Origin of the sequence: Treponema primitia (assembly GCF_046533075.1) — a bacterium.
In the GTDB taxonomy this organism is placed as follows: domain Bacteria; phylum Spirochaetota; class Spirochaetia; order Treponematales; family Breznakiellaceae; genus Termitinema; species Termitinema primitia_B.
The window spans coordinates 13,599-38,018 of sequence record NZ_JAJQRB010000067.1 but is presented as its reverse complement, the minus strand read 5'-3'; the positions used below and the strand labels follow the sequence as shown (position 1 = coordinate 38,018).

23 protein-coding genes are annotated in these 24,420 nt (G+C 53.2%); 13 read left to right on the top strand and 10 right to left on the bottom strand.

The features are described from left to right. Nucleotides 1-11: 11 nt before the first annotated feature. The 7 genes from LQZ19_RS13890 (at nucleotide 12) to LQZ19_RS13860 (ending at nucleotide 6,519) form a co-directional block, all read left to right on the top strand. Nucleotides 12-1,346 (top strand): pyridoxal phosphate-dependent aminotransferase, encoded by a 1,335-nt coding sequence (locus LQZ19_RS13890; RefSeq protein WP_411048278.1) that lies wholly within the window; start codon nucleotides 12-14, stop codon nucleotides 1,344-1,346. A gap of 242 nt (nucleotides 1,347-1,588) precedes the next feature. After that, on the top strand, nucleotides 1,589-2,239 hold the full coding sequence (locus tag LQZ19_RS13885; RefSeq protein WP_411048277.1) for a hypothetical protein: 651 nt from the start codon (nucleotides 1,589-1,591) through the stop codon (nucleotides 2,237-2,239). Nucleotides 2,240-2,345: 106 nt separating this feature from the next. Continuing rightward, on the top strand, nucleotides 2,346-2,948 hold the full coding sequence (locus tag LQZ19_RS13880; protein WP_411048276.1) for an outer membrane beta-barrel protein: 603 nt from the start codon (nucleotides 2,346-2,348) through the stop codon (nucleotides 2,946-2,948). Nucleotides 2,949-3,014: 66 nt separating this feature from the next. Then, nucleotides 3,015-3,821, top strand: coding sequence for a CsgG/HfaB family protein (locus LQZ19_RS13875; RefSeq protein WP_411048275.1), 807 nt, complete (start codon nucleotides 3,015-3,017; stop codon nucleotides 3,819-3,821). A 74-nt stretch (nucleotides 3,822-3,895) separates the two neighbouring features. Further along, on the top strand, nucleotides 3,896-4,456 hold the full coding sequence (locus LQZ19_RS13870) for an LPP20 family lipoprotein (protein WP_411048274.1): 561 nt from the start codon (nucleotides 3,896-3,898) through the stop codon (nucleotides 4,454-4,456). Nucleotides 4,457-4,549: 93 nt separating this feature from the next. After that, nucleotides 4,550-5,368, top strand: coding sequence for a hypothetical protein (locus LQZ19_RS13865; protein ID WP_411048273.1), 819 nt, complete (start codon nucleotides 4,550-4,552; stop codon nucleotides 5,366-5,368). Between the two features lie 23 nt (nucleotides 5,369-5,391). After that, nucleotides 5,392-6,519, top strand: a complete 1,128-nt coding sequence (locus LQZ19_RS13860) for an LPP20 family lipoprotein (RefSeq protein ID WP_411048272.1) — start codon at nucleotides 5,392-5,394, stop codon at nucleotides 6,517-6,519. Nucleotides 6,520-6,561: 42 nt separating this feature from the next. Here the strand turns inward: LQZ19_RS13860 and LQZ19_RS13855 are convergent, their stop codons facing one another. The 3 genes from LQZ19_RS13855 to LQZ19_RS13845 are packed head-to-tail and all read right to left on the bottom strand — an operon-like array spanning nucleotide 6,562 to nucleotide 8,797. Continuing rightward, nucleotides 6,562-7,449, bottom strand: coding sequence for a phosphodiester glycosidase family protein (locus LQZ19_RS13855; protein ID WP_411048271.1), 888 nt, complete (start codon nucleotides 7,447-7,449; stop codon nucleotides 6,562-6,564). Nucleotides 7,450-7,481: 32 nt separating this feature from the next. Next, complete coding sequence (gene rpsU, locus LQZ19_RS13850; protein ID WP_010253082.1) at nucleotides 7,482-7,685, bottom strand: 30S ribosomal protein S21; 204 nt, start codon at nucleotides 7,683-7,685, stop codon at nucleotides 7,482-7,484. A 38-nt stretch (nucleotides 7,686-7,723) separates the two neighbouring features. Continuing rightward, nucleotides 7,724-8,797, bottom strand: coding sequence for a M23 family metallopeptidase (locus tag LQZ19_RS13845; protein ID WP_411048270.1), 1,074 nt, complete (start codon nucleotides 8,795-8,797; stop codon nucleotides 7,724-7,726). 194 nt (nucleotides 8,798-8,991) lie between these two features. Between LQZ19_RS13845 and LQZ19_RS13840 the strand changes: the two genes are divergently transcribed. Together LQZ19_RS13840 and LQZ19_RS13835 are read left to right on the top strand one after the other, a co-directional pair. Further along, nucleotides 8,992-9,300: a BrnT family toxin gene (locus tag LQZ19_RS13840; RefSeq protein WP_411048269.1), complete on the top strand. Its 309-nt coding sequence runs from the start codon at nucleotides 8,992-8,994 to the stop codon at nucleotides 9,298-9,300. Continuing rightward, complete coding sequence (locus tag LQZ19_RS13835; RefSeq protein WP_411048268.1) at nucleotides 9,263-9,580, top strand: BrnA antitoxin family protein; 318 nt, start codon at nucleotides 9,263-9,265, stop codon at nucleotides 9,578-9,580. Before LQZ19_RS13840 ends, LQZ19_RS13835 begins: the two co-directional genes overlap by 38 nt. 75 nt (nucleotides 9,581-9,655) lie before the next feature. Here the strand turns inward: LQZ19_RS13835 and LQZ19_RS13830 are convergent, their stop codons facing one another. Next, the gene (locus LQZ19_RS13830) at nucleotides 9,656-11,050 is read right to left on the bottom strand and encodes a C1 family peptidase (RefSeq protein WP_411048267.1); all 1,395 of its coding nucleotides are present in this window, start codon (nucleotides 11,048-11,050) and stop codon (nucleotides 9,656-9,658) included. Between the two features lie 96 nt (nucleotides 11,051-11,146). Between LQZ19_RS13830 and LQZ19_RS13825 the strand changes: the two genes are divergently transcribed. After that, nucleotides 11,147-12,493 carry a caspase family protein gene (locus LQZ19_RS13825; protein WP_411048266.1) on the top strand — a complete coding sequence of 449 codons (1,347 nt, stop codon included), beginning with the start codon at nucleotides 11,147-11,149 and terminating at the stop codon, nucleotides 12,491-12,493. A 52-nt stretch (nucleotides 12,494-12,545) separates the two neighbouring features. Here the strand turns inward: LQZ19_RS13825 and recJ are convergent, their stop codons facing one another. From recJ to recO, 3 genes are read right to left on the bottom strand one after another with little or no spacing between them, the layout of a single operon-like run. Beyond that, on the bottom strand, nucleotides 12,546-14,687 hold the full coding sequence (gene recJ, locus LQZ19_RS13820) for a single-stranded-DNA-specific exonuclease RecJ (RefSeq protein ID WP_411048264.1): 2,142 nt from the start codon (nucleotides 14,685-14,687) through the stop codon (nucleotides 12,546-12,548). A gap of 16 nt (nucleotides 14,688-14,703) precedes the next feature. Next, nucleotides 14,704-16,011 carry a thymidine phosphorylase gene (locus LQZ19_RS13815; protein WP_411048263.1) on the bottom strand — a complete coding sequence of 436 codons (1,308 nt, stop codon included), beginning with the start codon at nucleotides 16,009-16,011 and terminating at the stop codon, nucleotides 14,704-14,706. Nucleotides 16,012-16,028: 17 nt separating this feature from the next. Then, a complete protein-coding gene (recO, locus tag LQZ19_RS13810) occupies nucleotides 16,029-16,712 on the bottom strand; it encodes a DNA repair protein RecO (protein ID WP_411048262.1) in 684 nt (227 codons plus the stop codon). Between the two features lie 162 nt (nucleotides 16,713-16,874). Between recO and metK the strand changes: the two genes are divergently transcribed. The 3 genes from metK (at nucleotide 16,875) to LQZ19_RS13795 (ending at nucleotide 21,183) form a co-directional block, all read left to right on the top strand. After that, nucleotides 16,875-18,044, top strand: a complete 1,170-nt coding sequence (metK, locus tag LQZ19_RS13805) for a methionine adenosyltransferase (RefSeq protein ID WP_411048261.1) — start codon at nucleotides 16,875-16,877, stop codon at nucleotides 18,042-18,044. A 234-nt stretch (nucleotides 18,045-18,278) separates the two neighbouring features. Continuing rightward, nucleotides 18,279-20,792 (top strand): TonB-dependent receptor plug domain-containing protein, encoded by a 2,514-nt coding sequence (locus tag LQZ19_RS13800; RefSeq protein WP_411048260.1) that lies wholly within the window; start codon nucleotides 18,279-18,281, stop codon nucleotides 20,790-20,792. Between the two features lie 10 nt (nucleotides 20,793-20,802). After that, nucleotides 20,803-21,183, top strand: a complete 381-nt coding sequence (locus LQZ19_RS13795; RefSeq protein WP_411048259.1) for a hypothetical protein — start codon at nucleotides 20,803-20,805, stop codon at nucleotides 21,181-21,183. A gap of 129 nt (nucleotides 21,184-21,312) precedes the next feature. On the opposite strand, the gene LQZ19_RS13790 is transcribed toward LQZ19_RS13795, so the two are convergent. The 3 genes from LQZ19_RS13790 to LQZ19_RS13780 form a co-directional block, all read right to left on the bottom strand. Beyond that, the gene (locus LQZ19_RS13790) at nucleotides 21,313-21,615 is read right to left on the bottom strand and encodes an RNA-binding regulator (RefSeq protein WP_411048258.1); all 303 of its coding nucleotides are present in this window, start codon (nucleotides 21,613-21,615) and stop codon (nucleotides 21,313-21,315) included. A gap of 280 nt (nucleotides 21,616-21,895) precedes the next feature. After that, complete coding sequence (gene radA, locus LQZ19_RS13785; protein WP_411048257.1) at nucleotides 21,896-23,287, bottom strand: DNA repair protein RadA; 1,392 nt, start codon at nucleotides 23,285-23,287, stop codon at nucleotides 21,896-21,898. Beyond that, nucleotides 23,284-24,417, bottom strand: a complete 1,134-nt coding sequence (locus LQZ19_RS13780; RefSeq protein WP_411048256.1) for a PPC domain-containing protein — start codon at nucleotides 24,415-24,417, stop codon at nucleotides 23,284-23,286. The genes radA and LQZ19_RS13780 overlap by 4 nt, the downstream gene beginning before the upstream one ends. Nucleotides 24,418-24,420 lie beyond the last annotated feature (3 nt).

The window sequence follows — 24,420 nt, the reverse complement described above, 5'->3', positions numbered from 1 at the left end:
ATAGTAAAAAGATGAGAAGAGATATCGTTCACCCCGGCGCCGGAAAGCTGAAATATGAAATCCGTGAAATTGTCGCCTTTGCCCGGAGCTTAAGCCGGTGGAATATCCCTGTCCAGTGGGAGAACATCGGAGACCCGGTGAAGAAGGGCGAGCCCATTGTCCAGTGGATCAAGGACATAGTTCGGGAAAAAGCCGGTGATGATCTTTCCTACGCCTATTCGGAAACCGAGGGCGCCCGGGAAGCCCGGGAATTTTTGTCTGCCCAGGCAAGCCGGCGGCCAAAGCTTTCAGGAGGGGACGGCTACCCCGAACCGGTAAAAATCGAGGCTGATGATATTCTCTTTTTTAACGGTCTGGGGGATGCGGTGGGCAAGGTTTTTGGCTTCCTCCGCCGGGAAGCCCGGGTCCTGGGGCCTTCCCCGGCCTATTCCACCCTATCCTCCGCCGAGGCTGCCCATTCGGGGTATGAACACCTGACCTACAGGCTGGACCCCAACCGGGATTGGATGCCCGACATGGAGGACGTAGAGCTAAAGGTTAAGTACAACGATTCCGTGGCGGGGCTCCTGTTAATCAACCCCGATAATCCCACCGGAGCGGTGTATCCCGTGGAAATTTTGCAGGAATTTGTCCGTATTGCCCGGACCTATGGTCTCTTTATCGTCTGCGACGAAACCTACGCCAATATCGTTTATGGGGGCGCTAAAACCGCCGCCCTTTCCCAGCTCATCGACGACGTTCCCGGCCTGGCCCTGCGTTCGCTGTCCAAGGAAGTCCCCTGGCCAGGGGCCCGCTGCGGTTGGATTGAGGTGTACAACCGTCAGTCGGATAAACGTTTTGACGCCTATGTAAGAAGTTTGCTGGACGCCAAGCGTCTTGAGGTCTGTTCCACCAGCCTGCCCCAGCTTTGTATCCCCGCCATCATGGGGGACAGCCGCTACCCGAACCATCTGATCCGCCGGGCCGCCATGTTTGAACAGCGTGCCGAAGAAGCCTACCAAGCCTTCCAGGGCATCAAAGGGGTAAGCTTAAAAAAGCCCCGGGGCGCCCTCTATGCCACTGCGGTCTTTGACCCCGGTATCCTGGAGGAGCCCACCCCCCGTACCCTCCCGGTTTCCGACCCCTCCCTGGGGGAATATATCCGGGAACAAACCGCCGGTGTAGCGCCGGACAAAAGTTTTGTGTACTGGCTTTTAGCTTCCACCGGTATCTGCGTGGTCCCCCTCTCCGGGTTCGCCAGCGACCTCCCGGGTTTCCGTTTCACCCTCTTGGAATACGATGATGAAAAGCGGCGCCGGATCTACACGGTCATGGGGAAAGCGGTACGGCAGTACTTGGGAACCTAGGAAGGGTGGTTCGTAGGTAGTATCTTTCTTTTTTTGTAAGGTTTCCGCTAAATCGTAGGTAGTTTTGTACTTAAAAAAGATAGTTATTACAAAAAGATAGTTACCGCCTTGACAATATTTGAATATTCGGTATTATTACTCCATAGGCATAAAATTTTGTGGTTTTGGTGTGTAGCATTGAATCCCGGTTAGTGTCTCTTCTTATATAATGCGATTATACTATTTTAAAAGGGAGTTTAAAAATGGCAAAGAAAGGATTTTTGAAAACGGCGTTTTTTCTGTCGCTTTTCGTTGGGTTGACGGTGGGTGTTTCCGCCCAGGTTACTTTCAGCGCCGGGTTCGCACTATCGGATATGACTACGGACTTCGGCGGGAAAACTTTCGATGGTGAAACCGGTGTAGGGGTCAATATTTATTTCGATTATCTGCTCCCCGTTGGCATTCCGCTATCCCTCGGTTTCGAAATTGGTTTTGATGCGGCATCGGCAACGGGCGACTTCGAAGAATACGTTTCATATGGCTATGGCTATGGCTATGGTGGATACTATGAGACCTATTCAGTTGAACTTTCGGGCGTTGTAGTTCCGATCCTCCTTCGCGCTGCCTATCATTTTGATCTTATGCCGAGACTCGATCTCTATTTGGTCGGTAAACTTGGCTATTGCGTTGGTACTGTTGATATAGATTCAGTTGAGCAGGGCGCCTTTAGCGGTATTGGATATGGCTTTGACGTCGGCGCAGCCTTCTATCTTAATTCCCGTTTTGGATTCTTTATCGAAGCTGGTTTTGATCAGTACAATCTCGAAAGAGACGATGTAGAGGATTATGGTGCCATTACAGTAGGTCTCCCATTCTCCAGATTCCTTACGTTTGGTATCAGTACTAAGTTCTAATATACAGATAAAATCTGTACTGCCCATGATCATGGGAAGGGTGCAGTTTTTATACAATACGGTGTATGCCGTATTATAATATACTGTTTTAAAATGGAGTTTTAAAATGGCAAAAAGTAGATTTTTAAAAGTAGCGGTTTTTCTGTTGCTTATCGGGGTAACCGCCAGCGTTTCCGCCCAGGTTACTATCAGCGCCGGATTCGCACTGTCGAGTATGGAGGCGAAATATGGGAGTACCAGTTTCTCCGGTGAAACCGGTGTAGGTGGCAACGTCTATGTCGATTATCTGCTCCCCATTGGCGTTCCGCTGTCCCTCGGCGTTGAGTTTGGTGTTGATGCTGCAAGTGTAGAGGATACTACAGGCGGTGTTACCACCAAAGTTGAAGGTACCGCAATTCCGCTCCTCGTCCGCGCCGCCTATCATTTTGACCTTTTCCCGAGCCTCGACCTCTATGCGGTCGGCAAGATTGGCTATGTTTTGGGTTCCGCTGAAGCATATGGCACGACTGAGTCTGGTTATAACGGCGTCGGATTTGGTATAGACCTTGGCGCAGCCTACTACATTTCTTCAAATTTCGGATTCTTTCTCGAGGCTGGTTTTGATCAGTATAATGCCGAAAAGGAGTTTACAGCGTATGATGGTACTACCTTCACGGTAGAAGTCCCGTTCACCAGATTTCTTACATTTGGTATCAGTGCGAAGTTCTAATTCTAATATGAAGAGGGCATTGACAGATGCGGTAACGCTTGTCTCTGCCCATTTATGGGGTATTTTATGAAGCGAAAATTTACGATGTTATTTGCGGTCACGTTTATGTTGGGCGCCGGTTTCGTGTTTGGGGATACCGAGTTAAAAATAGAACGTGTTGATAGCAGAATAAATTCAGGCTTCAGGGAACGTGTCTATATTGACGGAAGAAGCAAATTGAACTTGGCCAATGGCGCATCCGGCACCGTAACGGTTCCCAATGGCCCGCATAAGATGTATGCGGAACTGTACACGATGAAAACAGAGGAATTATCCTTTACCGCATCGGGCGGAACCCTTACTATCCGTATTTTTGCGAACGCGATTAACGACTTTGCTATTGCGTTGATCGGGGCCGATCCTTCCCGTGATTCAGGCGCCGCCGCTGCCGTTGCCGCCGTCCGTAATACCAATATTCCGGCTCCGGCTCCAGCTGCCCCGGTGGATGATAATGGGGTTGAAGGCTCCCTGTCACGGGCTGCCAACAAGATCATGGAAAAACTCACCCCGCGAACCCGGATAGCAATCGTGTATGTTACTGCGAGGGATGCGGAGGTTGGAGAATATATAGCCGAGGAACTGGAGTTTATTATGGTCGAACAGAATTTTACCCTGATTGACCGCAGCCAGTTGGACCGTATTCGTAAGGAACAGCAATTCCAGATTTCCGGCGAAGTTAATGATGATCAGGCGGTTTCGGTTGGTAAACTGGCCGGCGCGGATATCATCATTACCGGGGCCGTAACCGGATCGGGAGACCTGCGGCGTTTACGCCTGCGGGCATTGGCAACACAAACAGCCCAGGTGGTGGTTGCCGCGTCCGAGAAGTATTAATAAGGGTTTTGGTTTTTAGAGATTCATATAGTTCTAAATTTGATAGAACAAAAAAATTTTGTAAGGAGTTTTGTATGAAAAAGTGCTATTTTTTGTTTTTAGTCGTAGCCCTTGCAGCCCTGGTTGGCTGTGCGGGCGCTCCCCCTGCCCCAGCTGCGCCGTATCAGGATCCCAATTCCCCGGAATGGCTCAATGACTTCCCCCCGGAAGATCTGCTTTGGGGAGTAGGAATCGCCAAACAGTCCTCCGACGCGCTGTCCATGTCCACTGCGGAAGCCCGTGGCCGGACCGCCCTCGCCCGGCAGCTTAGTACCAAGGTTGAAGCTATGCTTACCGACTATTTACGGGACGCAGGAACCGTTGGCAATCAGACCGCCCTTGCCCTTCAGGAAGATGTCAGCCGTCAGATAACCTCCCTCCAGCTTAACGGCGCCCGGCCCACCAAGCGTTGGAAGGCTCCGGATGGCTCCTGGTGGATTCTGGTTGAATATAAGTTGTCCGATGCTAAATCGGCTCTCACCAATGTGATTGACAGCGAAGGCGCCCGCTTTGCTGAATTCAAAGCCGAGGATGCCCTGAAGATGCTTGACGCACAGTTAGCTAAGAGTGAAAAACCGTTAAAGGTAGATAACTAAGCAGCATTGAATTAAAATTTTATTCGTAACGAACCCCGCGCTTCTGCGTGGGGTTCGTTAAAAGGCAACACTATTTTGAAATATTTTTTTGGTATGGTAGCAATTTTTTTTTCGTTAGTAGTGTTATCATGCGCAAGCCTGCCTTCTAAATCTTCTTCCCCTGCTGTTAACCCCGCCAAAAAGGGAGCTGTTCAAAACAGCGAAACTGCGGAATCCCGCTTTTGGCATTCTCTCCCTGCCCGGGATGGGTTGGTTTTTATAGGATCCGCGGGGGTACGCAGTAACCGGGATGATTCGATCAAACTGGCCCTCCAGGACATCGCCCGGAAAGTGTCAATCTTTAGTTCCGTGGAAGGGGAGTTCGTAGCGCATCATAAAACGGGTTCCGGTTTTTTTGATTTTACGGCGGACACCAAAACTTCTCTGGCTTTTAATGAAGATTATCAGGGGTATGTAGAGAGCCTGGATTTTGATCCCGATACTGATGTTATTCAATATGAAAATTCGATTTTTGTCCGGGCCCGGTATAATGGGTCGGGCTCTATTCCGATAAACTATGAACTTTTTAACGGTACAAACGGTTCAAAGCCGTCATGGATTGATAACCCTCCCAAGGAAATTTCCGGATATACCGTAGGGGTGGGGTTTGCCAGCCGCCGGGCAGTTCACCGGGATACGGTAAATGCATCCTTTGAGGCGGCAATATTTTCCGTAATTAAAGAAATTTCCAGTCAGATTACCGGAGGCGATGTAAACTACCAGGGAAACGGAACCTTTGATTACCGTACTACCAATGAGAATACCATAACGGCCCGGGGAGTTCTGAATAATTTTTATGTTCTGGATACATGGATTGATAAATCAAATAAGGCCGTATGGACCCTGGCTGTAGCCCGGGTTTCAACGCCCTAAAAGCATAAAGGAAGGGTTTGGTAATGATAAGGTCTAAAATACACCTCTTTGTACTTAGTTTTTGTCTTTTGGTATTTTTGTGCAGCTGCGCCAGTGTTCCCCCTCCTTCACCCTCGTCCTCACCTTCTTCCCAGCAGCAGTCTGGGGATAACCGGGGAGTGGATGCGGTAACAGCAGTGAGTAGAAGCTCCACCGACGGCCAACCCGCATGGCTCACTGCCACGGACTCTGTCTTTAGCCGGGACAGCTTTGTTACCGGTGTTGGCACCGGTAACAACCGGAATTTGGCGGAAAAAAATGCCTTGACGGCCCTGTCTTCGGTTTTTCGGAACTCCCTTCAGGCGGATGAGACAATAACCAACTCCTATCAGGAAATGGTCCGGAGCGGTTCCACCGCAGTCTGGACTGAAAATACCTCGGTGGAAAATGCCATAAAGACATCTACATCAATGGAGCTGATTGGCGCGGAAATTCGGGAAGTCTGGAACGATACTAAAACCAACTACTATTATGCCGTGGCGGTTATGGAAATTCCTAAGACTGCCCGGGTATATACCCAAATGATTCAGGACAACCAGCAGATTCTCAGCAATCTGCTTGATATTCCTGCTGATGACCGGAACAGCCTGGACAGCCTTGCCCGGTATCAGTTTGCCATTACCCTTGCGGAGGTAAACCAGGTTTTTGCAAATGTCCTTTCGGTGATAGGTTCCCCTGTCCCGGCGGGTATAAAACGTCCTGAAGAATACCGTACGGAAACTGCTAATATTATGAAGTCGATTCCGGTATCGGTTATCGTGGAGAACGACCGGGGAAACCGTATCCGTGACGCCTTTTCATCGGTGCTTTCCGCTGCGGGTTTCAAAACCGGGGGTAATAATACCCGGTATCAACTGCAAGCCAAGTTCTCCCTTTCCGAAGTTCAGCTGCCAAACCAGACGATCAAATTTTCCCGATATGTAGTGGATGGAAACTTTGTGGATACCTCTACCGGCGCAATTCTATTTCCTTATAATATCAATAACCGGGAAGGACACACCACTCAATCGGAAGCGGACAATCGGGCCCTTGCTGCGGCGGAACGGAAAATCAAGGAAGATTATTCCGGTACTCTGACTGCCTACCTTTCCCAATTGCTGCCCAAAAAATAGCCCTTCCGGCCCTCTTTTGAGGGCTTTTTTTTTACAGTAATTTCAAGGTTCATTCAAAATCCGTATTCCTAAGCAAGTGGCGACGGAGCGTTCTTTTCCGGAGATCCTTCCATGAGTGGGGGTGTTTACCGGACCGATCCTTCCATCGGGATAACGCAGTACCAGGGCTGTGGAGCCTCCGCCGTCAAAGTTTAGGCCGTCATCGGCGCCGAGTCGTTTCAGGATTATGCCGGTTTCTTTTTCTGTTGCGCCTACGCTTTCCGAACGCCTTCCGTCAATGGCGAGCAGGTAGAGCGTTTTGCCATCTGCGGAAAGGCCCGCGGCGCTTCGGGGGTGTCGTACCGGTTGGCCATGTCGAGTCGCTTGGAATCGTTCCGGAATAGCGCCATCCTGTAATATTATGAAAAACCCCCCTACGGCATTGTGGATGGTTTCCAAAGCTTCGGCATCCAGGTCCGCTTGGCTTAGGATGGCGGCGGAACCATCGTTATAGAAGACCAGTGCGTCAAAGCGGGGCTGGGGCGCCGAGACTATGATGCCCCCGCTTATGGTAATCCCCGAAATGACCCGGTCTTCCCCGATCACCGCCGAAGCCGGGTCAAAGGGGGTGGTATTGATCCCTGCGATACAATCGTAGTCCTTAACAAATTTGGTGACGGTGGTACTGGGGATCGGTTCCGGACCATCCCCATTCACTACGAATTCCAGATCCGGATTGCACAGATCCACCCGAAGCGCCCATAGTTCCAGCCGGGGTTTTCCGGTACGTCCTGCGAAGTAATCAATTCCCGGGGCAAAGGTTTCCCACCGGGGCGTCAATTCCTCCGGCGCGGACTGAAGAGAGAGGGAAGCACAGGAAAATAAAAGAGAAAGGAGAAACGGTGATAAAAAAAAGGAATTGAGGGTTTTACCGTGACCGGTTTTTTTCACCCCAACTCCTCCTTTCTAAATGTACGGGCACATTAATATTCTGACTTACCCTTCCGGGATTTTTTAAGCAGCTTCCGTTGAATAGCCTTTTTCTTCCGGTTAAGGATTGTAGAAGGTTTTTCATAATATTCCCGCTTTTTATACTCCCGAATGATGCCTTCTTTTTCCACCATACGTTTGAATCGTTTAATAGCTTTTTCCAGCATCTCGTTATCATCTACGATGATATGAGCCAAATAAATCACCTCCATTCCTACCGGTAAAAATAAACCTGTTACAGATTTCCTAGTTCCCCTAGTTTACTTAAAATTGCCGCTTTGTCAAGGACAGGCCGGGCAGTGAAGGCGTCGGGGTCGGTATTTTCTCCGGAAACCCGGATTTCCCAGTGGAGATGAGGGCCGGTAGCAAGGCCGGTGGACCCCGATTCCCCCAAAAGGTCCCCGGAACTGACCATAGCTCCTTCGGTGACCTGAATACTATCCATGTGGTAATAGATGGAATAAACCCCCGGCAGGTGTTCGAGTATGACCGAATTGCCCGTGGAAATCCGGAACCGGGCCAGAACCACACGGCCTTCGGCGCAGGCGGAGACCGGAGTGCCCGTGGGAACTCCATAGTCAACTCCGGCATGGATAGCGGTGTCGGTTTTCCCGGTTACATAGCGGTAAACCCGGCGGTCCCCATAGGAACTGGTCCTGCGGGTAGAATTGACCGGCGGGACAAAGGCGCCGGCCGTAAAGATCTCCGTCCCCGTAGAATTAATGATGCCCCAGAGCTGCTCGGATTCCGTAGTTTTTTGGGGGTCCGGTACGGTACGTATATTAGTATTCTGCTGGTTCAGCTCAATTTCTTCGGCGGCAAATTCCCGGTCTGCGATATGAAAGGAGATTTCCCCCAGGGTTACCCCGTCCTTTTCTACCCGTATAAGGGCTTCTCCCGGCAGCGCAGTGGAGGGAACCGCTATTGTTGCTGCCAGCACTCCGGCCCCGTCTTCCTCCAGGCTGAAAGCCGCCGCCTTGGCGAGCCGTTCTTCCCGGCTGTTAAGCAGCGCCACCCGGAAGTTCCGGGCCGCCCCATCTCCGCCCGCCATAAAGGCCACGGTAAGCGGTTCCCCGGGCCGGAGCTCTTCGGGAATAAGGACGATAGGCATGGCCGGAGCGGCTTCCGGGGGCGCCTCGACCGGCGTTTCCACAAGCTCTGTCTCCGCAGGCCCTATCTCCACGGACATTTCTCCCGTCTGCTCCGCTGTAGAAACCGCTTCCCGGGCGGCTTCTTTTTTAGCCGTGGAACAGTCGGCAAGGAGAAGCAAAAAAATGAGGATGGACAGTTTGTGTTTAAGCCCGGTCATGGCTTTCATTATCTGTATTTAATCATGAGAAAGATAAATAGGGAATCACTAAAGCAAAATTCAGCGCTATTACATCTTGTAGGTAATAAGACCCCACTAAGGAAGGTAGTAATGAAAAAGAATGATTTTCCTATTGACAATGTAGATAAATCGATCTACATTAAATTATGTAGCAAATATTCCGGGGGAAGTTTATGACTTTCACCTGGGATACATGGAAAAACCGGAAGAATATCAGAAAACATGGGATAAGCTTTCAGGAAGCGGCTCTTGTTTTTGAGGATAGGTGTTTATGGAATCGGTACGATCCTTCCCATAGCATCAATGAGGACCGGTACATTGTTGTTGGTAATGCCCGGGGCCGTATCCTGTATGTGGTTTTCACCGAACCGGATCAGGTACCCTCGGATACAATCAGAATCATATCGGCCAGAAGGGCCAATAAACGGGAAAAGGAGGATTATTATGGCAATGGTACGGTATACCCCGGAAACCCTTCCTGAACCTACAGAGAAGGACTGGGCACGGGTAGATAGTATTAAAGATCAGGATATTGATTTTTCAGATATCCCTGAAATAACGGATCTTTCTACTTTCCACCCCTGGTCGGAATGGAAGGACAGGCATCTATATAAGCCGGTCAAGGCAAAGGTAAACTGCACCCTGGACGCAGATGTGGTGGCATGGCTTAAAAGGGACGGCAGGGGTTACCAGACCCGGATGAACGCCATCCTCCGTAAGGTCATGCTCAGCAGCTTGGCCGCTTCAAATCCGCCGCAATAGCCACCCTCCGCTGGGCTTCACTGGCTCGTGGACGAATGGCAAGTGGTTCCAGGTCTCTGGGACAGGCTGGGATGCCTATGGCCGGTGATCTATTGCCAAAAGCAAGCCGAATACCGCCTTGAGGTTAGTGGAGGACGCGCTGAACTTCATGGCGGCTATTTCGTAGTTCGCCTGTTGGGGCGGGATGAAATCCGGGCCGACTGCCTGGGCAACCCGGTCGGGGAAATTACCCTTTGTCCCGGCAAACCGGCGCCGTATGGCGGCAAGGTCAAGTTCCTGTTTGGCGTAGAGTACCACCAGATAATCCGACCCTGCGGTGTTGTCCATCTGAATCCAGGAGAATTCCTCGGGGAAGGCGACAAGGTTTTCCCCGTAGTCCAACACCGGCGAGATATTGCTCCCTTCGGGCGGGAAAATCTGGGTGGTGTTGACGGTAGCCTCATCGGCGGCAAAGGCGTACACGTATGCGGGCTTGGTATTTCCCAGAAGATAGCGGAACTGGGTTCCCGATGGATAGGATGAGACCGTTCGATAGCAGCCATCCCGGAAACGCACCGGCATCCCCTGGGCGTTGCCCCGCAGCTCAATCGTCACGGCGCCGGCATACTCCGCTGTTTGGTAGGATGACAGGTTCTCGATGATTTCGTAGGCTTCATAGGCAAAACGGCCAAAGACCTCGTAGGGAATCCAGATGTATCCGCCGTTTCCCCAGGTTTCGCCCCAACTGTTCTGTACCTCAAAGGCCCCGCCGTACAGGGTGTCGTCATAGCCCACCACACACATGGCATGACCGCCATAGCTCTGATCGGGACTTTCGGCGGGCTGCCACGCCTCTTTTGCCTTGAAAAACGAAGGGGGACAGTTCATACCGATGATAACCGGCTTACGCTCCGCAAGGCTTTTCCTGACCATTTTAACCCGGTCCGCAACAGTATCACCGCTTGTTCCCGCATAGGAGCGGTACAGGGCCGTATACCCGGCTATAGGATGGCGCCGGCTGCCTGAATACATCGCCAGGGACAGCTCCATGAAGTCCAGGGACTGTTCCCGGTCTAGCTGCTTTACAACCCCCTGTTTTTGCATAAAGTCCAGAGCATAGGAGATAACCATCCCCCGCTCTCCGCTGGGGTCGCCGGAGGCGCTCTTGTACAGAAATACCGGGGAGAAGACCTCATCCGTGGTACGGCGGCGGTCGGTACGGCTGAGGGCCAGGGATTCGAGTATGGTCCTGGCGGCGTAGGCGCTAGACCATCCGACGCAGGTGCCGTACTTCCCCTGGTGCCCCGGAAGGGGGGCGTAGGATTTCAGGGAAACAACCCCGGGGATGGCGGTATAGGCACGGGAAACCTGCACGGCCTTTTGGGGCAGGCTATTGTACCGGGCCGCATCAAGGATGGCCCCGGTAGGAAAGGTCTGGGCGAACAGAAGCGCCGGGGCCAGCAGCAGGGCTAAGACAATCGGCTTTTTCATAAAAGACAGTGTACTTTTTTTGCAGGAATCCGTCAAAGCCTTTGCAGGTCCGCGGCGTTTCTGGTAGTATAGGATATCATTGGTTTGGGAGGTGTTATGTACCGGGTTATACAAAAACAGGCGGTCCTGGCTATCCTGCTCTTTCTTGCCGCTATTCTGGCAGGCGCCCAGTCGAACCAACGCTTTGCACTGGTGATAGGGAACGGCAATTACCAGTATTTGGACAGGCTGAGCAACCCGCCGAATGACGCCACCGACATAGCCGCGGCCCTTACCGCCCTGGGCTATCGGACTGAACTGAAGCTGAACCTGGGGAACGCCGACATGGGCCGGGCTATTACGGACTACATAGGGCGTCTGGGGACAAACCCCTCCAATGAGGGCTTTTTCTGGTACGCCGGCCACGGGGTGCAGATAGATGGGGAAAACTACCTCCTGCCGGTGGACATAAACGCCAAGGATAATGTGGACATTGAGTACGGCTCCTTCTCCGTAAACCGGCTGATCCGGACCCTGGACCAGAACGCCCGGAACAAGGTGAACGTGGTGGTCCTGGACGCCTGCCGGAACAACCCCTTCCGCAACATGAGCGGTTCCAGCCGGGGCCTTTCCCGGGGCCTGGCCACGGTGAGGGAACTGCCCTCGGACCTGTTCATGATCTTTTCCACCAGCGCCGGGGACATAGCCGCCGATGGCGAAAGCGGCCAGCGGAACAGCCCCTTTGCCCGGGCCTTCCTGAAACATATAAACAGCAGCGATGACCTAAGTATCGTGGTCCGTAGCATTACCCGGGAAACCCTGGCCCTGACCGATAACCACCAATCCCCCTACCACGAGGGGCGCATCATCAACCTGGACTACTATTCCCTGAACCCCCGGAATTCGCCGCCTGCGCCTGCCTCAACGCCCCAGCCGGTGGCGCCCGCAACGGGGGACGCTAAAGCCAGCTACGACAGGGGCAACGCCGCCCGTACCCGGAGGGACTTTGATACCGCCATAAGGGAGTATACCGAGGCTATCAGGATCAATCCCAATTATGCGGAGGCGTATATTGTCCGCGGTAATGCGTATAACGACAAACGCGACTATGAACGCGCCATTGCAGACTGTACCGAGGCTATCCGGATCGATCCCACTTTAGGATCAGCGTATATTATCCGTGGTGTTGTGTATAACAACAAACGGGACTATGACCAAGCCATTAAGGATTTTACCGATGGTATCAGACTCAATCCTAATTATTCATTTGCGTATGTATACCGCGGCAGGGCATATTACAACCGGAGTGAATATGATCGTGCCATAGCGGACTATACCGAGGCTATCAGGCTGAACCCCAATGAGGCGGAGGCGTATACTGGCCGGGGGAACGCCTACAAGGCCAAGGGCGCCCAGACCCGTGCGGATACGGATTATGCCGCCGCCAGGCGGCTTGCCCCGTAGGGCCGGGGAAAGGAAAATCCAACCGAGGGCTAAAATATTTATTCAGCCAATATTAGCCGGAAACCGCCCGCTTTAAATCCGTAACAATAAGCTGGGGCGTTTCGGTTCCGTTGAACCAATTCCGGTTCAGGGTAAACACCAGATCCACCGTATCGTTTTTGTCGAAGTCCCGTTTGATCTTATCCACCGCCTGCCAGTATACCGCGGGCCATTTTACCTTCCCCGTATCCAGGGTGAGTTTGACATGCTTAGCTTCCGGTTTTCCCATGAGGCTGATATCCGTAACCTTAAGACCCCGGGCCAGGAAGCTAAGGGGGCCGTTCTCCTCACCATAGGGTTCAAAGCGGTCCACCAGCGCAAAAAGGTCGGTGGTAAGAAACTGGGGGGTTCTGGCGGCGGTGAATTCCGCATCCACCGCCACCGTTTCTTCGTCGGTCTCTTCCCCCAGCTCAATATTTTCGGTGATGTATTTAAGCCGCTCCAGGAAAGGCTCCCAGTTGGATCGGACCATACTGAACCCCGCAGCAAAGTTGTGGCCCCCCCAGTCGAGGAACAAATCGGCGCAGCCCTCCAGAAGGGGACGAAGTTCGTAGCCCCGGGCTGAACGGAGGGAACCCGTGGCGGTTTCTTCTGCGAATGAAACTACCAGGGCGGGTACCTTGAACCGGTTCACCAGACGGTTTGCCATGATCCCCGTGACTCCCCGGTAAATACCTTCGGCGGCGGCGAGAACGAATTTCCCTCCGTAGGCTTCCATGCTTTCCAGGGCTAAGGGCTCCACCACGGTCCAGTTATCGCTGCCCAGCTTTTTCCGGTCCTCGTTCAGGGCGATTATTTCGGCGGCCAGGGTTTCCCGTTCCTTAGGGTCATCCGCCAACAGTAATGCTGCGGCCTTGTCGGGGCAGCCCATGCGGCCCGCCGCGTTGATGGCGGGGCAGAGCTGCCAGGACAGCTCGGTGGTCCCGAAGCGCCGGCCCGAAAGGCCCAGTTTGAAGAGCAGGTCCGAAAGTCCGCTCCGGGGCTTTTCCATAAGGGCGGAGAGACCCCGCCGGACGATGATGCGGTTTTCGTCCCGCAGTGGCATGAGATCCGCCACGGTTCCCAGAGCGGCAAGCTGGAGGTCCGCGCTGTCCTCGGGGGTAAAATGCCCTTCCTTTTTTTGGATAAAGGAGGTGAAAAGATTGATAAAGATATCCAGTTCCCCCGGGGATTTATCCGCATATTTTGCAATCCGGGATATCTCCTTGAGCCGGAGCAGACTCTTTCCCGCAGCCTGGGGAATATGCTTCCCTATTTCCGGGGCTATATCCAGCATATAAATCTCAAAACCCGCGCCGAATATCTTAACCAGGGTTTTCTTTTGCAGGGGCGCATCCCAGACCAGGATCTGCTGGCCCTCCAGGAAGGCGGGGATCCGGGTTTCGCCTATACCCACCATGCCGGGAACCACGGTTTCCGTGAGCCGGTCCATCACCGCAAGGTTTCCAATTTTGACGATTTCAATGATATAGGAATCGTTGGAAGGCTGGGTATTGAGCAGACAGATAGGCTGGTTGTAGAGCTCGCTCTTCAGGGCAAAACGCAGGGCGCTTACCAGCTTATAAGCCACCCCGCAGCCCGCCAGATCCCGGAAGGGATAGGTCGAATTCTTCAGTTTGGGATTAACGATACTGTAGGCCCGTGGAAGTTCATCCTGGGGGTTGTGGTGATCGGTGATGATCACGTCGACGCCAAGTTCCGCCGCCCGGTCAATTTCGGCGAGGTTGGAGATGCCGCAGTCCACGGTGATGATCAGGGTCCCGCTGTCGGCGGCAAATTCTTCCACCGCCTTCATGGAAAGGCCGTAGGGTTCGTCCCCCATGGGAAGCCGCCAGCGGACATCCATACCCTGGGCGCTCAGAAAACCCGTAAGCATGGCGGTGCTGGTGATACCGTCCACATCCCGGTCGCCGAAAACCAGGATACGCTCGCCCTCTTCCTTGGCCCCCAGGACCCGCTCCACCGCAGCATCCATGCCGGGCAGCTCAAAGGGGTTCCGGAGATGCCGGGGATCGTCCTCAAGAAAATACCGTATGTCTTCGCCGCAGGTAAGCCCCCGCCGTACCAGGATGGATGCGGTGAGAAGATCGCAGCCGTATTTGGCAGCCGTTTCAGTTACCAGTTCCGGGGGTATGTCTTTTTTATCCCAAATCATTATCGTTAACCCCTGTTTAAGATTGAATTTCCTTAAGTATGAGCCGCCGTGCCGGCGTTTCTGTTTCGGCATACTCCACCGCATCCCGAAGCTGGGGCAGGGCGGCGGCGAGTCCCGCTTCATCCCGGGCCCAGACGCTCATGATCAGATCCCCCGCAGCAATACTGTGGCCGCCTTTCCGGTGGAACTGTATCCCCGCGGTGGGGCTTACCGCATCCTCGGTACGGTTCCTGCCGACTCCCAGGTCTACCCCGGCATGGCCCACTTTCCAGGCGTCTATCCGGGAAAGGAAACCGGATTTTTCCGCCCGTATTTCCGCGCTAACCGGAGAGCGGTACGTACCGCGCAGGTCCAGGAACTTTTTGACATCCCCCCCCTGGCTGACGATATTGGCCAGGAACAAGTCCCGGGGTTTTCCGCTTGCCAGGGCATCTTCGCAGAGCCGACGTCCCTCCGCCGCATCCTTCGCCTTGCCGCCGAGTACCACCATGCGGGCGGCCAGTTCCAGGGTTACTTCCATTAGATCTGCCGCACCTTTCCCTTCCAGACAGTCCAGGCTTTCCTCCACTTCCAGGAAGTTACCCATCATATTCCCCAAGGGCTCGTTCATATCCGTAAGAAGGGCAATGATCCGTTTCCCCATGGCGGTTCCAGTGTCCACCAGGGACCGGGCAAGCTTCTCCCCATCCGCGGCATCCTTCATAAAAGCGCCGGAACCGAATTTTACGTCAAAGACCAGGGCGTCCGCCCCTTCCGCCACCTTTTTGGAGAGTATGCTGGCGGTGATCAGGGGGACGGACTCCACGGTGCCCGTTACATCCCGAAGGGCGTAGAGGAGCCGGTCCGCAGGAACGATATCCTTGGTCTGACCGGTCATGGCGAAACCATCCTTGGCCAGGATACGCCGGAATTCGGCAATATCCAGGCTGGTACGGTAACCCGGAATGGCATCCAGCTTGTCCAGGGTGCCCCCGGTATGCCCCAGAGCCCGGCCGGACATCATAGGGTCCTTGATACCCAGAGCCGCCACTATGGGCGCCAGGATCAGGCTGGTCTTGTCCCCCACGCCGCCGGTGGAATGTTTGTCCACAAAGGGGCCGCTTATACCGGAAAGGTCCATGGTGTTTCCGGACTTAAGCATAAGCTCCGTTAGTACAGCGGTTTCCGCCGGGCTCATCCCCTGGAAAAAAACCGCCATGGCCCAGGCGGATACCTGATAGTCGGGGATCTCTCCGGCCACATAGCCGCCGATAAGAAACCCAATCTCCTCCCGGGAAAGCTCCTTCCCGGCCCGCTTATTCATGATTATGTCTACTGCACGCATTTTGCTTTACTCCTTCACTAAAAATCCCAGGTTCCCAGCCTTTTTCCCAAAACATCCCCCAGGATATTGGTAACAAAAGCCCTGGCCTGGCGGACTGAAACCCCGTCCAGGGTGTAACGGGTCATCTGCGCTGGGTCCAGATCCCTGACCACCGCAAGCCAGCGCCGGGCGCCCGGGCCCAAGAAGACCGTATCCCAGGATATCCCATTTTCCCGGCCTTCACAAGCATTGGCGTTGGTTTCATCTAAATCGGGCCGTATACCCAAAATTTCCGCCCAGTGCCAGAGAAAATGGATGAAAATTCGGGTGCAGCAGGGTTCATCCGCAGTTTCCAGGGCTCCTAAGGATGCATCCGCCAAATTGAAAGCCTCTTCCCAAGAACCGCCTCCCCCATAACCCGCCAGAACGGTTTCCGCAATGGCGGCGGCGGCAGCGGAACGTTCGTAGCTTTCCCGTATGCCCGGTTTCCAGGATTGGACATCAAAATCGGTAATTTTCCGGGAATCCCGCACCGGATCCCGGTAAATCCAAAGCGTTCCCCGGTGGTAGGGTTCCACGTGGGCCCGGAGCTTGCTCTTTGGACCCCCGAAAACCGTAGCCCGGAGTATCCCCTCCTCGGAGGTGAGTATCCATGCCTCCCGGTTGGATTCCCCGGAAGACCGTACCCGGAGGATAAGGGCTGAATAGGTAAAAAGCCGCATTATATAGCATCATACCACATTGGGGTCATTTTTTTTCACTAGTATTTTTTTTAAATTTTCAATATATTACAATTATTCTGAGGAGAATATTTATGAAAAAGCGGAATCTGGATAATGCCGATGCCCGGCAAGCGATGAAGAAATTTTTAAAGGGAGTATAACATGGAAAATCGACATTACTTTTTCACGTCGGAATCGGTTGGCGAAGGCCATCCCGATAAACTCTGCGATCAAGTTTCTGATGCAATCCTTGACGCATGTTTCGCGAAGGATCCCCAAAGCCGGGTTGCCTGCGAAACCTACGCGTCAACTTCTCTGGTGCTGGTCGGCGGCGAGATAACCACCGAAGCCTTTGTGGATTTCCAGGACGTGGTCCGGAAAGTCGCCGGGGAAATCGGCTACACCGACCCCGCGTATGGGCTGGATTGCCATTCCATGGCGGTGTTGGACATGATCCACAGCCAGTCCCCGGACATCAGCCAGGGAGTTTCCGGCGTTGGTCTTGAGGAATACAAGGGCCAGCAGGGAGCCGGCGACCAGGGGATGATGTTTGGTTTTGCCTGTAACGAGACCGAGGAACTGATGCCCCTGCCCATCACCCTGGCCCACAAGATTCTGCTCCGCGCAACGGAACTGCGGAAAAACAAAACTATCAAATGGCTGCGGCCGGATGCGAAAAGCCAGGTGACCGTGGAATACGAGGGCCATAAGCCGATCCGTATTGACGCGGTGGTAGTTTCCCATCAGCATGACGATGGAATTTCCTACAAGGATATCAAGGATGCGGTAATTGGGGATATTATTAAGCCGATCCTGGAACCCACGGGGCTCCTGGACGGAAATACCAAGTACTATATCAACCCCACCGGCCGCTTTGTGGTGGGCGGTCCCTTCGGTGATACGGGCCTGACCGGCCGGAAGATCATCGTGGACACCTACGGCGGCATGGGCCGTCACGGGGGCGGCGCCTTCTCCGGCAAGGACCCCACCAAGGTGGACCGTTCCGCAGCCTACGTAGCCCGCTATGTGGCCAAGAACATCGTGGCTGCCAAGCTTGCCGAGCGCTGCGAAGTGGAGCTTGCATATGCCATCGGCGTGCCCTTCCCGGTTTCGGTCATGGTGGACACCTTCGGTACCGCCACGGTCCCGGAAGCCAAAATTGAGGAAGCGGTAAAAACCGTCTTCGATCTTACCCCCTCGGGCATCATCAAGACCCTGGATCTCCGCCGCCCCATCTACCGGAAAACCGCCAGCTACGGCCACTTTGGCCGCTCGGAATTTCCCTGGGAAAAAACCAACAAAGCCGAGGAATTGAAAAAAGCGATTAAATAAAGAATTTTGACCGCAAAAAATTCTGACCGCAAAGGCGCAGAAGGCGAATAAGGGGAAGTAAGGAAGAAAAAGAGAGTTTGGAGAAGTTTGCTCAGTAATCTCTTCGTCCTCTCCTTCCCCTTTCCTTTCTGCGCCTTTTTTGCCTTTGCGGTTTTTTCTCTTCTATCCTCCTTCCTCTGATCCCTTCGTGGTTCCTCTTCCTTCTTCAAGGTATTTGGTGATAGTATATGCTATATGCCTAAAATCTCCTTCCAACCTTTTGCCCTAGCGGTACTCCTCGGTCTTTGCGCTGCGCCTCTTTTTGGCCGGGATGTGGTGGTTACCGTCAGTGATGCGGACCTGGGAATCCCCCTGGAGGGCGCCGTGATTCGCTCCTGGGATGGCGAGGAATACGTCTGTGATGAGGATGGCAAGGCGGCGGTGGCTGTCCCCGATGACCGGCAGGTGGTGATCCGCATCGCCTATCCGGGCTATGAAAACGGCAGGCTGCTGATTCCGGTGAGCGGGAACGAGTTTTCCGGCGCCCTGCGTTTGGGCGGGATAATGGAAAACCGCGAATTGGTGATTGAAGCCGCGAGCCCCGAGGCAAGCGAAGCCAGGAGCGGGCGCAGTATTGCTATTTCCGGGGAAACCCTGAGCCGTACAGCGGAAATTGGGTTTATAGAAGATGTGATGACTTCGATTAAACTCCTGCCCGGGGTGGGGTATTCGGGTATGTTTGACGCCCAGCCATCAATCAGAGGGGGGGCTCCCGGGGACCTCATGGCAGCCCTGGACGGGTTCTACATCGACAATCCCTATCACTGGGGGGGGGCGTACTCCATCTTTGTTCCCCAAATGGTGGAAAGCGCCAAGCTTTCCCACGGTGTTTTTTCGAGCCGATATGGGCATACCATCTCCGGCCTCCTGGAAATAGTTTCCCGCAAACCCTCCCCAACGGAAACCCAGTTTGACCTGGGAGTCTCCACCAGTGAGACAAACCTGGGACTGTCATTCCCCCTTGCGGGAAAGGGCGGTGTGGCAGTCATGGGGAAGGTAACCTACTGGGATCCCCTTGTCTGGGGGGCGCAGCAGATCTCTAAGGGGGTTCCGGAACTTGAAATGATCAACAGTGTTACTACCGCGCCCTATATCCGGGATTTTTCCATTACCGGGAATTACCGGTTTTCAACGGATCTGGAATTGACCGCCACGGGATTTCTCGGCAGCGATGGTGTGGGAGCGAATTATCACAATGAATATGAACGGGATGATGAAAAACGGAAGGTGGATCTGATCTTCGACTGGATGAACTACCGGCTCTTTGGGATCGCCGGCATTACCTGGAGCCCCCATCGCGATATGGTGTTCCGGGCAAGCGCCGGCGCAGGTCTGTATGAAACCGATATGATTGCGGACGTCACCCTGGAACTGCCCCGTGAACCCGATTACATGCCGCCGCTTCCTGTTCTGCCCGGGGGCCCGGACGAAGATGAGGAGGGGCCCGTTTTTTGGGATTATCTTAAGTCTATGAACCTTAACGGTACAATGACCAGTAAAACCATTACCTATCAGGGACGCGCCGACTTTGACTGGGGGTTCCGGGAGGGATTTATCTTTGCTGCGGGGGCACAGGAATTGTATTCCCAGTGGATTGAAGCAGAAGATTTCAAGCGGGGGTATGAGTGGGTTGTCCGCCCGCCGGACAATAGTGATTTTGATGCTGTACCGTATGATCTAGTCCGGGATGTAAAAAACCAGGGGATCTCTTCATCGGTCTATTCGCTGCTGGAATACCTGGGCCCCGGGCAGAAATTCGGTGCTGAACTGGGATTACGGGTAGATCACTTCTATTTTATCGGCAAGGATTTTACCATCCAGACCATGCCGGTTTTAAACCCCCGGATCAATCTTGATTTTGGCATCCTTAAAAACAGAGGCAGTATTGATGCGCTCACCCTTACTGTCGGAACCGGACTTTTTTCATCCATGAATGACGCTATTAGTTCTATAGATGTAAGCAATAACATTGATAATTTCGATTTGAAACCAAATCGTTCATGGACATCTATCGTTGGGACTAAAATTGATTTTGCCGAAAAGTTCAGCTTTAATATTGAAGCCTACTATAAATACATTTTTAACCGGGCATATACGGTAGACACCACCTACGAAGGCGATTCCGATAATCCTGATGTTAAAACTAAAATCGACTACTGGTTTAACGGCTCAGGGAGGGTGGTCGGTTTTGATTTTATTCTGCAAAAGCTGGAGTCCCGTTACTGGGACGGTTGGCTGTCCTATTCCTTTACCTGGGCTCAGTACCGGAATCAGGACACCATCCCGGATCCTATACCGAATGGTGTGAATCCCGAGAGGTATCCCAAGACGGGTAACGATTGGTTCTATCCTTACTTTCACCGTTACCATAACATCAACCTTGTGCTGAACTTCAAACCCTCGCGATCCTTTAACATAGGGACGCGGTTTGGTTTTGCCAGCGGTACCCCTAAGAATGACGAAAACAGCGAGCGTACCGGTTTCTCCTGGCCGGTGGACGTGAAATTTTCTTTCTTCCGGTTTAATCCCAAGGGGAAGGTAAACACCGAAATATACCTTGGTATCGAAAACCTGCAGGCCCTGGTGTACGATGCAATTTGGATAGCCCGGGTCAACGGCTACACCGGCGAAGAAGAACCGAGCGAATACAAACCGGTCTACGATTTGCCCATACCGATGGTATCCTTCGGCTTTAAGTGGAGATATTAGGGGGAATCTGATGCGGCCTGTGGATCACTTTTTTTCAAAACTAGCTTCCCTGGAAGATTCTCTCCGCGGACCATCCGCAGTCCTGGAAAGCCGGGACCGAAGCAGGCTGGAACAGGATTTTTCCCAGCTTATCGGCCCGGCGCTTGGCAAAACCGCAGCCGCAGATCTGTGTAACCGAACTATAGACCGTGTTGCCCTGCCATTGGCTTTGCAGAAACTTGGGGATATGGCGGCCTTTTTTCTGGGGGAATATGACGGGGAAACCATGCACTTGGATAGGGAGGATTGGCAGGAAATACAGGAGACCCTGGAGGATGCTTCGGGGGAAATGGATATAAATATCCTGACAAGCCTGATGGGGGAATTACTGTCCCGAGGCATACTGGGGTAGCAAATTCAGAAAAAAAGACATCATTAGGAAAAAATTCTCCAATGACGTCTTTTTTGGGCTTTAGTACGGAAGAACCGATCTATATGAAAGCTAAGGATGTCGAAAACTCAGAAGTTAGTATAAACCTGTTTACCAATTGTTGTTGCCGTATCCGCCGCCGCCGCTGCCGCCGCGATCCCTGCGGGGCTTGTCCATGGCTTCGTTGACCCGGAGTTGGCGGCCGTCAAATTCGCGGCCATTGGTACCGGCGATGGCGGAACTCGCCTCTTCGTCAGTGCCCATTTCAATAAATCCAAATCCTTTGGAATTGCCAGTTTCACGATCAAAAACGATCTTAGAAGATGCAACACTTCCAAATTCAGAGAACAGGTTCCGAAGACCATCTTCGGTGGTGTTGTAAGAGAGATTTCCGACATACAGTTTCTTAGCCATTGAGAAAATTCCTTCACCCGGATTTAATGTGTCCAGGCAAACACATATTCACGCCCTATTACACAAGGACGACTCCAATTCTCCTTTCGGAAGAACATGGGATGCAAATTTTTTCACAGGGATTTGAAGAAGTACAGATGGGAAAAGAAAACTTGATAACCGATTCATAACCGGTAGGCCGTTACCAAAACCGCCACAATGCAAAACACTCAAAAATTGATTCCTGTCATATTAAAATTATCCTAGTTTTTGGTAGTCGTCAAGATAAAATTGGATTTTTTTACGAAAAAAGAACCTTTATTGCGGATTTTAAATCCCCAACGGCGCGTAATCCAGTCATTTCCGTTTCCGGTTCAGTTCCTGCGTTAGCCGGCGCCGGACTCAGGAAGTTTTCAAAACCCAGATTTCCGGCAGCCTTAATCCGCGATGCCAGCCGCCGTATGGGACGCAGTTCTCCCGCCAAAGATAGTTCCCCCGCAATGGCGGTGAAGGCCGGCAGTGTCAGACCGGTTCTGGCGGAATAGATGGCCATGGCTAAGGCGAGTTCCACCCCCACTTCGGCGATGCGTATTCCCCCGGCCACGTTTATGTACAGGTCATGGTCCGAAAGCCGCAGGTTCAGATGTTTTTCAAGGGTAGCGGCTACCCGGGAAACCCGGGCGGAATCGATGCGGTCTGAGAAAACCCGGCTCATGGAACCTTTGGCGGGTACCGCTAAGGCCTGGATTTCTACCAAAAGGGGCCGGGACCCTTCCAGAACCGCCGCGATGGCTGTCCCCGGAGGAAGCCCCCCTTCCCGTTGTACCAGAAAGAGTAACGAGGGATCGGCTACTGCCTGAAGGCCCCGTTCCCCCATGGTAAATATCCCGATCTCGTCCACCGAACCGAAGCGGTTTTTCGCAGCCCTGAGGAAACGGCTGTCCCCATCGTTGGCCGCGGATACGGCGCCCTCAAAGTACAACACCGTATCTACCATATGTTCCAGGGTCTTTGGCCCGGAAATGACGCCCTCCTTGGTTACATGGGCGGTGAGAAAAAGGGCGGCGTCATGCTCCTTAACCCAGGAGATGAGCTCCCAGGAACAGTACTTCATCTGATTAACGGTGCCTGGCACCAATCCGGCCTGGTCGGTATGCAGGGTCTGGGCGGAGTCCACCATGACGATCACCGGCTTTACCGCCTCCAGGATGGTTTCGATTTCCTCAAGCCGGCCGGTACAGCAGATTTCAATGCCCTCGCAGCGCAGGCCCAGGCGATCCGCCCGCATCCGTACCTGCCCGGCGGATTCTTCCCCGGAAACATAGAGGATACGGCCCTTTGTTTCCACCGCCGCTGCAGCCTGGAGCAGCAGGGTGGACTTCCCGATACCCGGCTCGCCACCCACCAGTATGGCGGACCGCTTCATGATACCGCCTCCCAGAACCCGGTCCAGTTCGCCGATACCGCTGCTGATGCGGGTCCCCTCCTGGGGGTCCACCGACGACAGGGGAAAGGACTGGGGGGGAGGGTTGTTACGCCCGCCGGACCGGCCGGTGCTTCCGGAGCGGCCCGCGCTTACCGGCGTTTCAATAAGGGTATTCCATTCACCGCACTCGGGACAGCGGCCAAGCCATTTAGGTTCCTCGTGACCGCAGCCGGTACACTTAAAAATAAAATCCCGCTGTCGTTTCATTTTGTAACGTTTAAAGTATTTGTAACGCTTAAAACATAGGCGCTGATATTTATTGGGTCCGAACTGAGGGTGCTTACCTTAATGTAGTAGGTCCCGGGGTTGAGCTCCAGCCAGAGCCGGGCATTCATTGTGATATCCCCGGCCCAGTCATCATTCGCATCAACAAGTTCATCGTCGGCATTGTACAATTCCAGGTAGGTGTCCAGGTTACTGTCCTCCGCCTTAGCATAAATATCGTAGACTCCCCGCTTGATAATCTGCAGCCGTACCCAGTCTTCGTCCGAGGCATCGGTAAAGTTTCGTTCCTGGGAGACATCCAAGCTTATGTCCTTGGCACGCTCCTTGGTGTCGTCATTTTCAAAACGGTCCGGTTTGGCCGGATCATAGAGGTGGGCTTGTAAGGTGTATTTCCCCAGCTGCCCGTCATAGGCGCTTACTCTGATAAACACCGTCCCCGGACTTACCTTAGCGGAAGCGCGGGCATTGTCACTATCGCCGGAGTCATCATCCTCGGCTATGAGATTGTCGGCGGCGTCATAAACGGCGATGATGGTATCAATCATTCCTTCAGTGTAGACCACCAGGGTCCCGGAACTGGGAACCGTATAGCGGTACCAGTCCACATCATCCGGATCGAGAAAGTATGCCGTGCGCGGGCTTCCGGGACTAAAGGGCGTTGCCTGGGAAGGGACATTGTTTGGTTCTCCACTATCCCTGATGGGTTCAAGGGATGCCCGGAAGCGGTAGGGGCCAATTTCCGAATCATCGTATCCTTCCACACAAATTGTATAACCCACACCGGATTGGATGGGATATGCAAGGAGGGCGTTAGTATCGTCCTCGTTGTCATCGTTCTGGGCCACAATCTCGTTCCCCTTATATAGGGAGATAATGGTGTCCCTTTCCCCGCTGGTTTCTGCAATAAGGAGGCCGTCGGAGGCAGGCCGTATACTAAACCAATCCCCGTCACCTGCATGGAGGGCCCGGGACATCCAGGTTCCCAGTTGAACCGGAACCGGCTTTGTTTCGCTGTCCGGTTCGTAGGAATCGCCGGCATAATTCTGTGCATAAAGACTAAAGCTTAGGTTTAGACAACAAAACATCAGGGAATATTTTAAAAAGCAACGCATGTC

Bases quoted from the DNA above. Each gene is read 5' to 3' on its own strand.
- recJ (WP_411048264.1), bottom strand. From the start codon at position 14,687: ATGATTTGGGATAAAAAAGACATACCCCCGGAACTGGTAACTGAAACG.
- LQZ19_RS13780 (WP_411048256.1), bottom strand. From the start codon at position 24,417: ATGCGTTGCTTTTTAAAATATTCCCTGATGTTTTGTTGTCTAAACCTA.
- LQZ19_RS13840 (WP_411048269.1), top strand. From the start codon at position 8,992: ATGACTTTCACCTGGGATACATGGAAAAACCGGAAGAATATCAGAAAA.
- metK (WP_411048261.1), top strand. From the start codon at position 16,875: ATGGAAAATCGACATTACTTTTTCACGTCGGAATCGGTTGGCGAAGGC.
- LQZ19_RS13815 (WP_411048263.1), bottom strand. From the start codon at position 16,011: ATGCGTGCAGTAGACATAATCATGAATAAGCGGGCCGGGAAGGAGCTT.
- LQZ19_RS13885 (WP_411048277.1), top strand. From the start codon at position 1,589: ATGGCAAAGAAAGGATTTTTGAAAACGGCGTTTTTTCTGTCGCTTTTC.
- recO (WP_411048262.1), bottom strand. From the start codon at position 16,712: ATGCGGCTTTTTACCTATTCAGCCCTTATCCTCCGGGTACGGTCTTCC.
- LQZ19_RS13825 (WP_411048266.1), top strand. From the start codon at position 11,147: ATGTACCGGGTTATACAAAAACAGGCGGTCCTGGCTATCCTGCTCTTT.
- LQZ19_RS13835 (WP_411048268.1), top strand. From the start codon at position 9,263: ATGGCAATGGTACGGTATACCCCGGAAACCCTTCCTGAACCTACAGAG.
- LQZ19_RS13875 (WP_411048275.1), top strand. From the start codon at position 3,015: ATGAAGCGAAAATTTACGATGTTATTTGCGGTCACGTTTATGTTGGGC.
- LQZ19_RS13865 (WP_411048273.1), top strand. From the start codon at position 4,550: ATGGTAGCAATTTTTTTTTCGTTAGTAGTGTTATCATGCGCAAGCCTG.
- LQZ19_RS13880 (WP_411048276.1), top strand. From the start codon at position 2,346: ATGGCAAAAAGTAGATTTTTAAAAGTAGCGGTTTTTCTGTTGCTTATC.
- LQZ19_RS13790 (WP_411048258.1), bottom strand. From the start codon at position 21,615: ATGGCTAAGAAACTGTATGTCGGAAATCTCTCTTACAACACCACCGAA.
- LQZ19_RS13845 (WP_411048270.1), bottom strand. From the start codon at position 8,797: ATGACCGGGCTTAAACACAAACTGTCCATCCTCATTTTTTTGCTTCTC.
- LQZ19_RS13860 (WP_411048272.1), top strand. From the start codon at position 5,392: ATGATAAGGTCTAAAATACACCTCTTTGTACTTAGTTTTTGTCTTTTG.
- LQZ19_RS13890 (WP_411048278.1), top strand. From the start codon at position 12: ATGAGAAGAGATATCGTTCACCCCGGCGCCGGAAAGCTGAAATATGAA.
- LQZ19_RS13830 (WP_411048267.1), bottom strand. From the start codon at position 11,050: ATGAAAAAGCCGATTGTCTTAGCCCTGCTGCTGGCCCCGGCGCTTCTG.
- LQZ19_RS13870 (WP_411048274.1), top strand. From the start codon at position 3,896: ATGAAAAAGTGCTATTTTTTGTTTTTAGTCGTAGCCCTTGCAGCCCTG.
- LQZ19_RS13795 (WP_411048259.1), top strand. From the start codon at position 20,803: ATGCGGCCTGTGGATCACTTTTTTTCAAAACTAGCTTCCCTGGAAGAT.
- LQZ19_RS13800 (WP_411048260.1), top strand. From the start codon at position 18,279: ATGCCTAAAATCTCCTTCCAACCTTTTGCCCTAGCGGTACTCCTCGGT.
- radA (WP_411048257.1), bottom strand. From the start codon at position 23,287: ATGAAACGACAGCGGGATTTTATTTTTAAGTGTACCGGCTGCGGTCAC.